Source organism: Stenotrophomonas sp. 78350_Sma, assembly GCF_056482105.1.
On record NZ_CM151182.1, the window covers coordinates 3,873,396 to 3,885,749 of the forward strand.

At 65.3% G+C, this 12,354-nt stretch carries 9 protein-coding genes; 4 read left to right on the forward strand and 5 right to left on the reverse strand.

From position 1 onward, the window contains the following. Window positions 1-155 precede the first annotated feature (155 nt). On the reverse strand, window positions 156-1,499 hold the full coding sequence (locus ACZK4H_RS17870; protein ID WP_099551995.1) for a dicarboxylate/amino acid:cation symporter: 1,344 nt from the start codon (window positions 1,497-1,499) through the stop codon (window positions 156-158). A gap of 332 nt (window positions 1,500-1,831) precedes the next feature. Here ACZK4H_RS17870 and ACZK4H_RS17875 point away from each other — a divergent pair, with 332 nt between their 5' ends. The 4 genes from ACZK4H_RS17875 to ACZK4H_RS17890 all read left to right on the forward strand — a co-directional run bounded on the left by ACZK4H_RS17875 (window position 1,832) and on the right by ACZK4H_RS17890 (window position 8,484). Beyond that, a complete protein-coding gene (locus ACZK4H_RS17875; RefSeq protein WP_099551996.1) occupies window positions 1,832-2,998 on the forward strand; it encodes an OprO/OprP family phosphate-selective porin in 1,167 nt (388 codons plus the stop codon). A gap of 68 nt (window positions 2,999-3,066) precedes the next feature. Then, the gene (locus tag ACZK4H_RS17880) at window positions 3,067-5,709 is read left to right on the forward strand and encodes a hybrid sensor histidine kinase/response regulator (RefSeq protein WP_099551997.1); all 2,643 of its coding nucleotides are present in this window, start codon (window positions 3,067-3,069) and stop codon (window positions 5,707-5,709) included. Between the two features lie 685 nt (window positions 5,710-6,394). Then, window positions 6,395-7,060, forward strand: a complete 666-nt coding sequence (locus ACZK4H_RS17885) for a hypothetical protein (RefSeq protein ID WP_143567576.1) — start codon at window positions 6,395-6,397, stop codon at window positions 7,058-7,060. A 65-nt stretch (window positions 7,061-7,125) separates the two neighbouring features. Then, window positions 7,126-8,484 carry a GlcNAc-transferase family protein gene (locus tag ACZK4H_RS17890; protein ID WP_099551998.1) on the forward strand — a complete coding sequence of 453 codons (1,359 nt, stop codon included), beginning with the start codon at window positions 7,126-7,128 and terminating at the stop codon, window positions 8,482-8,484. 50 nt (window positions 8,485-8,534) lie between these two features. On the opposite strand, the gene ACZK4H_RS17895 is transcribed toward ACZK4H_RS17890, so the two are convergent. Genes ACZK4H_RS17895 through ACZK4H_RS17910 form a run of 4 tightly spaced genes read right to left on the reverse strand, consistent with a single transcriptional unit; the run spans window position 8,535 to window position 12,345 of the window. Next, window positions 8,535-9,191, reverse strand: coding sequence for a response regulator (locus tag ACZK4H_RS17895; protein ID WP_099551999.1), 657 nt, complete (start codon window positions 9,189-9,191; stop codon window positions 8,535-8,537). Window positions 9,192-9,219: 28 nt separating this feature from the next. After that, window positions 9,220-10,275 (reverse strand): ABC transporter substrate-binding protein, encoded by a 1,056-nt coding sequence (locus ACZK4H_RS17900; protein ID WP_099552000.1) that lies wholly within the window; start codon window positions 10,273-10,275, stop codon window positions 9,220-9,222. Continuing rightward, the gene (locus ACZK4H_RS17905) at window positions 10,272-11,663 is read right to left on the reverse strand and encodes a sensor histidine kinase (protein WP_099552034.1); all 1,392 of its coding nucleotides are present in this window, start codon (window positions 11,661-11,663) and stop codon (window positions 10,272-10,274) included. Before ACZK4H_RS17905 ends, ACZK4H_RS17900 begins: the two co-directional genes overlap by 4 nt. Then, window positions 11,656-12,345, reverse strand: coding sequence for a response regulator transcription factor (locus tag ACZK4H_RS17910; protein WP_099552001.1), 690 nt, complete (start codon window positions 12,343-12,345; stop codon window positions 11,656-11,658). Before ACZK4H_RS17910 ends, ACZK4H_RS17905 begins: the two co-directional genes overlap by 8 nt. Window positions 12,346-12,354: the final 9 nt, after the last annotated feature.

Below are 12,354 nucleotides of genomic sequence, written 5' to 3' on the forward strand. Positions count from 1 at the left end.
CTGTCGCAGGCATGCTGCGACCGCACAATTCCGTGCCGTATGCGACGGTATCGGGATACCAGCATCGGCGCCCCCGATGACAGCCATGGGACGCCCTGAAACGCCGCGGGGCCGTACCACCATCGTGATCGGCCCCGCGGTACCACACACCTGGATCAGCCCTTGGCCGGCAGCGCCTCGGGCAGCACGTCCACCGGCGGAGGCAGTTCGCTTTCGCGGCCGTCCAGCGCCAGCTGCAGGCGATTGCGGTCCAGCGCGCCTTCCCAGCGCGAGACCACCACGGTGGCCACCGCATTGCCGATGAAGTTGGTCAGCGAGCGGCATTCGCTCATGAAGCGGTCCACGCCCAGGATCAGTGCCATGCCGGCCACCGGTACCTCCGGCACCACGGCCAGGGTGGCGGCCAGGGTGATGAAGCCTGCGCCGGTGACGCCAGCCGCGCCCTTGGAGCTGAGCATGGCGACCAGCAGCAGGGCGATCTGGTGGCCCAGGGTCAGTTCGGTGTTGGTGGCCTGGGCAATGAACAGTGCCGCCAGGGTCATGTAGATGTTGGTGCCGTCCAGGTTGAACGAGTAGCCGGTCGGGACCACCAGGCCCACCACCGACTTGCTGCAGCCGGCGCGTTCCATCTTCTCCATCAGCGACGGCAGCGCCGACTCCGACGAGGACGTGCCCAGCACCAGCAGCAGCTCGGCCTTCAGGTAGCGCGCCAGCTTGAACACCGAGAAGCCACACAGTCGGCAGACCAGGCCCAGGATCACCGCCACGAACAGGAACGCGGTGAGGTAGAACGAGCCCACCAGCCAGGCCAGGTTGACCAGCGAACCGACACCGTACTTGCCGATGGTGAAGGCGATCGCGCCGAAGGCACCGATCGGGGCGGCCTTCATCAGGATGTGCACCAGCTTGAACACCGGGGCGACCAGCGCCTCCAGGAAGTTCAGGATCGGCTTGCCCTTCTCGCCCACCGATGCCAGCGCGATGCCGAACAGCACCGCGATGAACAGCACCTGCAGGATGTTGCCGTCGACGAAGGCGCTCACCAGCGTCTTCGGAATGATGTCCATCAGGAAGCCGACCAGGGTCAGGTCGTGCGACTTCTCGACGTAGCTGTGCACCGCGGTCTGGTCCAGCTCGGCCGGGTTGATGTTCATGCCGGCGCCGGGCTGCACCACGTGCGCCACGATCATGCCGACGATCAGCGCCAGCGTGGAGAAGAACAGGAAGTACGCCATCGCCTTGGCAAACACGCGGCCCACCGTGCGCAGGTGGGTCATGCCAGCGATGCCGGTGACGATGGTCAGGAAGATCACCGGCGCGATGATCATCTTCACCAGGTTGATGAAGGCATCGCCGAGCGGCTTCATCTTCTCGCCGATCAGCGGTTCGTAGTGGCCGAGGATGGCGCCCAGGACGATCGCCACGATCACCTGGAAATACAGCTGGCGATAGATCGGCAACGGCTTTGCAGGCACCGGGGCTGCGGTCGGGATGTGCATGGCGGACTCCGGAAGGGGCGTTTTCAGGCACGTACGGCCCCGGGACAGCGCGGGAACCGTTACCGTGGAAACTGCTCGCAGGCCCTGTGCTGCACGCGCAGGGGGTGCGACCAATGGACGCCTTTGTACGCGCCGGGCACGCCGGCGCAGATAACCTATTGGTACTAGCCCCCCGGTTCAGGTGGCCGTGGTGCCTACACTGGCGCCGCACCGCCCGATCACGGGGAGGCCGGTGGCCCGAGCTGAACGGCTGGGCGCGTCATTGCGAAAGTTCCGGCCCTTGCGGCCGTTGTTGTCCTGTCCACACGCAATCTGAGAGAGCCGCACCCAACATGCGCCCGATTCCCACCTTGCTGGCCCTGTCGCTGGCCGTGCTTCCCGCCTTCGCTTCGGCTGCCGATTTCGACAACTGGCCGACCAAGTACGCCTTCGGCGACGGCACCGAGTTGGCCGCTACCGCCAACATCGCCTACGACTACAACGATTTCTCCTCGGGCAGCGGCCTTGAGGACGACGACGCCGTGCGCCGCAAGGAGTTCGGCGCGACGTTGAAGAAGAAGGGCGTCTACGACGCGATGGTCTACTACGACTTCCAGTCCGACACCTGGCTGGACGTATTCGTGCGCTTCGAGAGCAAGGCTTTCTTCGGCCGCGACATCGGCCGCTTCCGCTTCGGCTACATGAAGACCCCGGTCGGCCTGGACGCCAACACCTCGTCGCGCGCGGGCAGCTTCCTGGAAACCGCGCTGCCCGTGCAGGCCTTCTACGCCGGCCGCCGCACGGGTGTGGAATGGGTGCTGGAGCGCCCGCAGTACCTGCTGCAGGCCGGCGCCTATGGCGGCAAGGACCTGCAGGGTGACAACCCCGGCACCACCCAGGCCGTGCGTGCGGTGTGGACTCCGGTAAAGGCGCCGGGTGACGTGATCCACCTGGGCCTGGCCTATTCGCAGGAAAATCCGCGCGGTTACAGCGATGGCCGTGACGTGCACCACGAGGCCAGCGCACGCCTGCGCGCACGCCCGGAAGCCGGCCTGACCGACATCCGCTACGTCGACTCCGGCGCGCTGGTCACCGCTGACCAGATCCGCCGTACCGGCCTGGAAGGCATCTGGATCCGCGGGCCGTTCTCGCTGCAGGCCGAAGCCCTGCAGGCCACCGTCACCCGCAAGGGCCTGCCGGATTACACCGGCAGCGGCCAGTACGCGATGGCCAGCTGGGTGCTGACCGGCGAATCGCGCCCGTACAACGCCGGTGCCGTGGCCAACATCAAGCCAGCGCACGACTACGGCGCGGTGGAACTGGTGGCCCGTTACAGCCGCATGGACCTCGACGATGGCAGCATCCTCGGCGGCCGCCAGCACGACCTCACCCTGGGTGCGAACTGGTACCTGACCAGCCACTTCAAGTTCCAGGCCAACTACGTCAAGGTCGACGCCAGCCGTCGCGGTGTGCACAGCACGCCGGAGATCTTCGAACTGCGCGCGCAGATGCACTTCTGATCCCTTCCACGTGTCAGAACCCGGCGGGCGTGCACGCCACGCCCGCCGGCCCTGCGTAGACTGCCGCCATGTACTGGCTCAGCCGCCACCGGATGCTGTTGCTGACCATCCTGGTGATGGTCGGTGGCACTGTGCTGTGTGCCGTGGCCGCCGGCCACTACGCATGGCGGCGCGCCCTGGGCGAGGAAAGCAGCCAGGTACAACGCCAGCTGCAGTTGCATGGCCAGGGCCTGCAGCAGCGCATCGACCGCTTCGGCACGTTGCCGCAGGTACTGGCGCTGGATCCGGATCTTCTGCACGCGCTGCGCGTACCGCCCTCGCCCACCGAACGGCAGCGGCTGAACCTCAAGCTGCAACGCGCCAATGAAGTCACCCGTGCCTCGACCCTGACCCTGGTCGGCCACGACGGTGTGGCGGTCGCGGCCAGCAACTGGGACCAGCCGACCACCAATGTCGGCGAGAACTACAGCTACCGCCCGTATTACCGGCAGGCGCTGGCCAAGGGCCGTGGTCGCTTCTACGGCATCGGCATGACCACCGGCGTGCCCGGCTATTACCTGTCGCAGGCCATCGAGGAAGGTGGCCAGCGGCTGGGCGTGGTGGTGATCAAGGTCGAGCTGTCGGCGCTGGAACAGGAATGGCTGAGCAGCCCGGATGTGGTGCTGGCCAGTGACGACCACGACGTGGTGTTCCTGGCCAACCGAGACAACTGGCGCTACCGCCTGCTGCGCCCGTTGGGCGCCGACGAGCGCCGCGAGATGCTCGATGCCCGGCAGTACGCCGACCGCGCGCTGCAGCCACTGCGTGCGCGTACCGAGGACGTGCTGGCCGACGGCGGCCGCATGGTGCGCCTGCTGGACCCGGCGTTGCCGCAGCCGATGCTGTGGCAGAGCCTGGCGCTGCCTGCCGAAGGCTGGAACCTGCATCTGCTGCACGATGCCAGTGCAGCCACATCTGCGGGTCGCGCGGCCGCACTCACCGGCGGTGCCGCGTGGCTGGCACTAGGCTTCCTGGTGCTGTTCGTGCAGCAGCGCCGGCGCCTGGCCAAGCACCGCCTGCGCAGCCGCCGCGAACTGGAAACCCTGCTCAAGCAGCATGCCCAGGAACTGCGCACCGCACAGGATGGCCTGCTGCAGGCCGCCACCGACGCCGACAGCGGCCTCAGCCGCAGCCTCGAACACCTGCCGCAGGGCGTGGTGGTGATTGACCGGGAACTGCGCCTGGTCGCGTGGAATTCGCGCTACCTGGAGCTGTTCCGTTTCCCGCTGGACCTGGTCCGCGTGGGTCGGCCGATCGAGGAACTGTTCCGCTTCAACGCACGCCGTGGCCTGCTCGGTCCCGGCCCGGTGGACGAGGCCATCGAGCGCCGCCTGAACCACCTGCGCAGCGGCCGCCCGCACATGCGTGAGAGCGAGAAGGACGACGGCACGGTGCTGGAAATCCGTGGCAATCCCCTGCCCGATGGCGGCTTCGTCACCAGCTATGCCGACATCACCAGCTACAAGAACGCGGCACGCGAACTACGCTCGCTGGCCGACGCGCTGGAACACCGCATCGCCGAACGCACCCGCGACCTGGACGAAGCCCGCCGCGAGGCCGAGCAGGCCAACCGCTACAAGACCCGCTTCGTTGCCTCGGCCGTGCACGACCTGCTGCAGCCACTCAATGCGGCGCGCATGTTCGTCTCGGTACTGCGCGGCAAGCTGAGCGACCCGGCACAGCAGCAGACCAGCGACCACATCGACGCTGCACTGGCCGCGCAGGACGCGATCCTCAACAGCCTGCTGGATATCGCGCGCCTGGAATCGGGCAGCCTGCCGACCCGTGTGCAGGCGTTCCGGCTGGGCCCGCTGCTGCAGACGCTGGCGCGCGAGTTCGGCATCGCCGCACAGTCACGCGGGCTGGTGGTCGACTGGGTCGATACCGCTGCGGTGGTGGTCAGCGATGAAGCGCTGCTGCGGCGCATCCTGCAGAACTTCCTGTCAAACGCACTGCGCTACAGCGAACGTGGCCGCGTGCTGCTCGGCTGCCGCCGCCGCGGAGGCCTGCTGTGGATCGAAGTGCACGACCAGGGCCCCGGCATTCCCGATGCGCTGCAGGGCGAGATTTTCGAGGAATTCCGCCGCCTGCACGACGGCCAGCAACGTGGCGCCGGCCTTGGCCTGGCGATCGTCGACCGCATCGGCCGCCTGCTCGGCCACCCGATCCGCCTGCGCTCGCAGCTGGGCCAGGGCAGCGTGTTCGCGGTGGGCGTGCCGTTCGGCGAAGCCAGCGCGATTCCCGCTACTGCTCCTGTGCCGGTGCTGGTGCAGGAACCGGCGGCGGACAACCCGCTGCGCGGGCGCCGGGTGTGGGTGATCGACGACGATCCGCACGTCTGCGCGGCCAGCCGCGCGCTGCTGGAACGCTGGGGCTGCGAGGTGATGCTGGCCGATGGCCCACAGGCCGCGTTGCTGTTGGCCTGCACCACGACCGTGCCGGAGCTGGTGCTGCTGGATGTGCGCATGGGCGATCACCATGGTCCGGTGCTGTACGAGACGCTGGCCGAGTTGTGGCAGGCGCGCCCACCTGTGGTGCTGGTCACCGCCGAGCGCGATGCGGGATTGCGCGAGATGGCCACCGAACGCGGCTGGGGGATGATGGCCAAGCCGGTGAAGCCGCCGGCGCTGCGGGCACTGATGAGTCAGTTGTTGATCCGGCATCGCGGGTGAGATAGCCCCTGCACCTCTGGGTCATCATCGAACCGCTTTCACCGCCCATCGTTCCAGCAGCACCGCACAGTGTGAAAACGTGACATGTGATCGAGGAGAAGGTGGCGCTGGGAGGGCACAGCGCCTGCACTGCCATTACCCAGCCAGCACACCGTCCCATCTACCTGTCCGAAACGCGGGAAGCAGATGCTCGATTCGGTAGTTCGAGGTGGTTCCCTGGTACTGCAAAGCCCCGAACCCAGGAGCGCATCATCCCCCGTGGGAGAAGCGCGGCACGAGGCATGCTCATGAACGTTGCGAGGGCATAGCCCTAGAAAAAAACAGGCAGTCTCCTGACTGACCAATGCCTCTGGAATGCGGAACACTCCGTACACCGACCGCCCGGTCAATTACACCTGAGGTAGAGAATGGACAAGAACTCCATTGGCGGCGTTGTTCTGGCCGCTGGCTTGGCAGTGGCAAGTGGTGAAGCCAGAGCCGAAAGCGACACGATCTTCAATGGCGTCAGATACAGGTGTACGAACAGCTGTGTCGTCAACGTCGACACGTCCGGACATTGGAGGGTCACTGACTGCTGCGGCGGACGCGTCAAAACCATCTATCAGACCACTCGGCCACCGGACTGCAACGGCCCCTTTGACTGCCCGGCAGGCTAATGATCAGAGTCCAAACCCGAGGATCCGGCGTGCCCCTCTACGACCTCCCCACAGCTGTCGCCCGCTACCGCCATCTGGTTACAACGGCGATCTTCTGCCTGTGCTGTGCAGGATGTACCGGTGACGATGTACCAGACGTAGATATCAAACCCAATAAGCCGGATCTCGATAAATCCGTCACTCGCACCAAGCCAGACGCGGTCAATCCGCCTCCCCCAAATATCCGCCCTGGTAATCCACGCGTTTCAACAGCGGCCTTGAATCGCATCGCATTGCCATCAGGAAATCTCCCATCGGAATCGGGATTCGTATTCAACGATGGCCTATCAAACCAGGCTTCTGAAGACGTCCTGCGCTCCAGAAACAACATCTCAAACGCAATCGATCGCATGGCACGGGATGCAGCAGCCAGCCCTGAAGCCCAAGATCTTACGCAGCACTATCGCTCATCCCTTGCCCGGGCAATAGGCCGGGACGGCGTGCTTGAGCGCCTTTCATGCGGCCTGAGCATATGTATCGGCATCGTTCAAGCTCGAAGCAGCGCCGATCATGAGGCGTGGGGGCGCAGGTTCGCATCAGACAACACCTCCCCCACATACAGCTACGCCGAAGCGACCGAGAATATCGGTATTGGATACGAGAACAGGTTCATATTTTCAACCGATCCTGCGATGAATTCGATCAGTGGACGCTGAATCGACACTCAAGATTGCCGGAACGCCGCCAATCGGCACGTCATGTCCAATGGAACACACTCAGCATGAACTCCAGAAAGACCATCTTTGTACAGATACCCAGCTATCGGGACCCTCAGCTGGTGCCAACAATGGAGGACATGATAGACAGCGCCACATCGCCGCATCTTCTGCGCATTGTGGTCTGTTGGCAGCATGGCCCAGAGCAGGACGTCCAGTACTTCAGATCGCAGGGTTTTGAGCTCATCCAGACAGAAAGCGGAAGTTGCGCCACGATCCACCACCTTCGCAAGCATGGCGCAGCCATTGAACTGCTCGATGTTCATTACGCGCACGCCAAAGGATGCGGCTGGGCCAGAAACCTGGCTCAGCAACGCTATCGCGGCGAGAACTACAACCTCCAGATCGACTCACATCATCGTTTTGCTCGCGCCTGGGACGTAAAGATGAAGAATCTCCTCGAGCTTCTTAGAACGGACTCACCCAAACCTTTACTGACAGGTCATCCACCCAGCTTTGACCCTGACACGTATCCGTCGGGCCGACAGGAGAGCACCAGCGCAATTGTCTTTGACTCCTTCTCACCAACCGGCCTGGTCAGCTTGAGATCCGTTCGCCTTCCGCCCCCTGCTCACGGAGAAATCGCATTCAAAGGGAAATTTGTGGCCGGCGGATTCATTTTCTCAGATGGAAGCTTCATCCAAGACGTAATGAGTGACCCTGATCAGTTCTTCTGCACGGAAGAAATTTCACTATCTACCAGAGCATTCACATATGGATATGACTTCTTCCACCCATATGCGCCACTACTCTGGCACCAGTACAACAACCATGCACGAAAAATATGGGATGACCAACCGGAATCGCCTGCAGCTGACGCTCATGCTGATATGTCAATCGGAGATCGCTCCGACGCGGCATTTCAGAAGACACTGGCATTGATGGGCCTCCCCACGAAATCAGCCATAAATGACCTGGGAACGTTCGGTCTCGGCTCACAGCGCACTTTACTCCAGTACGAACGACACTGCGGGATCAGCTTTCACCGCCGCGCGGTTCAGAAGAATTCGCTTACTCCCCAGCAACCAGACAGGTCATCAGAGGCGCTTCAGGCTACCGAATGGGAGCAGAACCTCATCTACTTCCGTTCAGTGCGTGTCCGCGTCTCGCATACAAGTAACCCTGCTTCATTTCCAACATCGGTGCTTGTGACTGCGCACTCAATCGACGAAGCGGTACAGGCCACCTATACGCTGTCCGGACCGGAGTTGGAAGCCCTTTCAAGAGAGGGTCACGCCCAGTACATCGACAACTTCAACCTGCCGCTGCATCGCCTTCCCATCCGCTACGCAGTCCATATGCTCAGCGGTGACGTTTCAACTGGGTGCCAGCTTTCAATCTGCGCCGAAGAAATCGCCACTTGACCGGAACAACGTCTGGAACGAGGCATTGCCGTTTCAGTACGCGAGTTCCATCAGCCATCCAATCCTGTGCGCGGGTCGCCCTCAGGCTCCAGCGCCTTCACCAGCACTGCGGCCTGGGTGCGGCTGTGGCATTCGAGCTTTTTCAGGATCGCGGTGACATGCACCTTCACCGTGTTCTCGGCCAGCCCCAGCGTGTAGGCAATCTGCTTGTTGAGCAGGCCATCGGCCAGGCACAGCAGCACGCGGAACTGCTGCGGGGTCAGCTGGGCCAGGCGGCTGGCCAGCAGTGCGTCGGCCTCGGAGCGTTCGGCGGCCATCGCCGGGAACCACAGGCCACCATCGAGCACCGCCTGCACCGCCTCGCCGATGGTCTCGGCCGGGGCCGACTTCGGGATGAAGCCAGCGGCGCCAAATTGCTGGGCTCGACGGATCACCCGCGGGTGGTCATTGGAGGAGAGAATCACCACCGGAATGTCCGGATGCGAGCCGCGCACGTGCAGCAGCGCGGAAAAACCGTGCGCGCCGGGCATGGTCAGGTCGAGCAGCACCAGGTCCACATCCGGATGCGCGTCGAGCGCGGCGGCAAGCGCATCGGCGCTGGCGACCTCGCGCACCTGCGCCAGCGGCAGGCTCTGCCGCAAGGACTGCACCACCGCCGAACGCAACAGCGGGTGGTCATCGGCGATCAGGATGGTGTATTCGCTCATGGGGCCATTGTACGTGCAGGCCGGAGCCTCAGCGCCCCGCCGGCTCCACGCTGCTGCGCCAGGCATCGAGGAACTGGCGGCGCTTGAGCGCGTCCAGGTACACCAGCAGGCCCGGGCCCAGCTGGATCGGGCGGCGGCTGCGGCCCGGTGCATCTTCGCCACGTGCGTTGCCGGTCACGATCGGCATCAGTCGTGCCTCGCGCGACAGCACCTGCTGGCCACGCGGTGACAGCAGGTAATCGAGGAAGCGCCGGGCTTCTTCCGGGTGTGGGCCGGTGCGCGGGATCATCGCTGTACGCAGCACCACCAGCGTGTAGTCCTCGGGCTCGACGATGGCCAGCGGCGCGCCGGCATCGACGCGTGCCTGCGCATAGGAGCCGAGCACGTTGTAGACCAGCGACAGCTGGCCGCTGGCCACCTTGTCCAGCAGTACGCCGGTGCGTTCCTCGCGCACCACGTCGTTGTCACCGAGCGCACCCAGCAACGCACCGGCGATACTGCCGCGCTGTGCGTCCTGGGTGGCCAGCAGGTAGCCGACGCTGCTGCGTTCGATGTCATAGGTGCCAACCCTCCCGCGCAGCGGCGCACCTTCGGCGCGCAAGCGATCGAGCAGCTGGCGGCGCGTGTGCGGCACCTTCGCCACGGCCATCGCGCGGGTGTTATAGACCATCACCACCGGCTCGTAGCTGATGCCGAAGGCCTCGTTGCGCCACTGCGCCCAGGCCGGCAGCGCGGCGGTCTGCGCCGAACGATGCGGCAGCGCGTGGCCATCGTTGACCAGCTTGGTCTGCAGGTCCATGCCACTGGAGATCAGCAGGTCCGGCGATGCCGGCCCGGCGCGGTCATGCAGGTAACGCGCATACAGATCCTGGGTGATGATGTCCTCGTACACCACTTCGGTACCGGGATGCAGGCGCTGGTAATCGGCGATCACCACCGCGAATACTTCGATATCGGTGGTGCCGTGGATGCGCAGCTGCGCCGTCACGGCCCCCTTCGCAGGGAAACGGCGCACGTCGCCGGGCGCGGCCAGTACCGGCAGGGCCAGAATCAGGGCAACGGCAGCGGCGAACAGGCGGATCATGGCGTACTCCGGGGCAGGCGGATGGTGGCGATCAACCCACCCTGCGGGCGGTTGCTCAGGTCGATACGGCCGCCGTGGCTGTCGACCACGCGCTTGACGATGGCCAGCCCCAGCCCGGCGCCTCCAGACGGTGCACCGTCGCCACGTGCGAAGCGTTCGAAGACGCGCTCGGCATCGGCGGCCGCGATGCCAGCGCCATGGTCGGCGATGGTCAGCACGGCCTGCCCGCCTTCCACGGTCAGCGCGATCTGCAACGGGCCGTCGCCGCCATACTTCAATGCGTTGTCGACCAAGTTCTTGATCGCCTCGCGCAGCAGCAGCGCGTCGCCGTGCACCTGCACCGGCTCGGCGGTCATCGCCAGCTGCACGCGCGGTGCCGGGCCGGCCTGCGGCAGGGCTTCATGCAAGGCCTGGTGCACGGTTTCGGCCAGGTCCACCGCCGCAAAGCGCTGCAGGTGCGAACGATGGATCACGCTGGCATCGCTGAGCAGCTGGTTGAGCAGGCGGCTCATATGGGTGGCATTGCGCTCGATCGCCTGCAGGCTGCGCCGCATGTCTTCCGGATCGTCATCATCCAGCGCCAGCTGTGCCTGCGCGCGCAGGGCAGCCAACGGCGTACGCATCTGGTGGGCGGCCTCGGCCATGAACGCGCGCAAGGTCTCGTTGCTGCTGGACAGGCGTTCCATGAAGCGGTTCAACGCCGCCACCATCTGGTCCATCTCGCGCGGCACGCGGGCGTCCAGCGGCTTCAGGTCGGACGGCTCGCGCCGCGACAGCTCGCGCTCCACCCGCACCAGCGGGCGGAACGCGCGGTGCACGCCGAACGCCACCAGCGCCAGCAGCAGGCCGGACAGAACGCCAATCGCCAGCAGCGCACGGTTGACCATGTCCTGCGCCACCGCTTCGCGGGCACGCCGGGTCTGGCCGACCTGCACCTGTACTTCCCCCTGCGCCGAGGCGGCGGCGAAACTGCGGCCGACCACCACGAAGCGCACCGTCTCGCCGCTGTACGCCGCATCAAACAGCTGCGGTTGCGTGCCGGGCCGACGCGGCGGCGGCGGCAGATCGCCATAACCGGTGATCAGGTTGCCGCGACTGTCGGCCACCCGGTAGAACACGCGATCTTCCGGGGCCATCGCCAGCAGGTCCAGCGCGGCATAAGGCAGGTCAACCTGCCACTGGCCATCGACCAGGGCGATCGAATCGGCAATGGACAGCGCCGAGGAGACCAGCAGGTGGTCATAGGAACGGTTTGCAGCGCGCTGGCCATACCCGCGCGCCGCAAACAGCAGGGCCACCGCGAACACCGCCAGCAACGCGCCAAGGTAGAGCAGCAGCGTGCGCCGCAGCGAGCCCGGCGCGGCACTCGCGGTACGCGCGTCAGCCATCGGCGTCGGCACTGCCATCACTGGCTTCCAGCAGGTAGCCGACGCCGCGCACGGTGGTGATGCGCAGCGGTGCGCCCGCCAGTTTCTTCCGCAGGCGACCGACGTACAGCTCGATGGCATTCGGACCGGCTTCGTCGTCGAAGCCGAACAGCCCGTTGCCGATCTCGTCCTTGCCCACGACCTGGCCCATACGGCCGACCAGGATCTCCAGAAGGCGGTATTCACGATTGGGCAGCTCGATCGGTTCGCCGTCGAGCGTGACCCGGTGCGCCGCGTTGTCGAACTGGAAACCACCGACCTGCACCACCTCGCTCGCCTGGCCACGTGTCCGCCGCAGCAGCACGCGGCAGCGCGCTTCGAACTCGCGGAAGTCAAAGGGCTTGCCCAGGTAGTCGTCGGCGCCGACATCCAGCGCCTGCACGCGGTCTTCAATGCCATCGCGCGCGGTGAGCATCAGTACCGGTGTGCTGTCGCCGCGCTCGCGCATGCCCGCCAGCACGCGCAGGCCATCGAGCTTGGGCAGGCCGATATCCAGCACCACCAGGTCGAAGCTCTGGTAGCGCAGCACGCTGGCCGCCGCCAGACCATCGGCCTGCCAGTCCACGGCGTGCCCACTGCGGCGCATGCGGCGGATGATCGCATCGGCCAGATCCGGGTTGTCTTCGACCAGCAGCAGGCGCATGGGCACGGG

Coding starts and splice junctions, on each gene's coding strand:
- ACZK4H_RS17870 (WP_099551995.1), bottom strand. CDS start 1,499: ATGCACATCCCGACCGCAGCCCCGGTGCCTGCAAAGCCGTTGCCGATC.
- ACZK4H_RS17875 (WP_099551996.1), top strand. CDS start 1,832: ATGCGCCCGATTCCCACCTTGCTGGCCCTGTCGCTGGCCGTGCTTCCC.
- ACZK4H_RS17880 (WP_099551997.1), top strand. CDS start 3,067: ATGTACTGGCTCAGCCGCCACCGGATGCTGTTGCTGACCATCCTGGTG.
- ACZK4H_RS17890 (WP_099551998.1), top strand. CDS start 7,126: ATGAACTCCAGAAAGACCATCTTTGTACAGATACCCAGCTATCGGGAC.
- ACZK4H_RS17895 (WP_099551999.1), bottom strand. CDS start 9,191: ATGAGCGAATACACCATCCTGATCGCCGATGACCACCCGCTGTTGCGT.
- ACZK4H_RS17900 (WP_099552000.1), bottom strand. CDS start 10,275: ATGATCCGCCTGTTCGCCGCTGCCGTTGCCCTGATTCTGGCCCTGCCG.
- ACZK4H_RS17905 (WP_099552034.1), bottom strand. CDS start 11,663: ATGGCTGACGCGCGTACCGCGAGTGCCGCGCCGGGCTCGCTGCGGCGC.
- ACZK4H_RS17910 (WP_099552001.1), bottom strand. CDS start 12,345: ATGCGCCTGCTGCTGGTCGAAGACAACCCGGATCTGGCCGATGCGATC.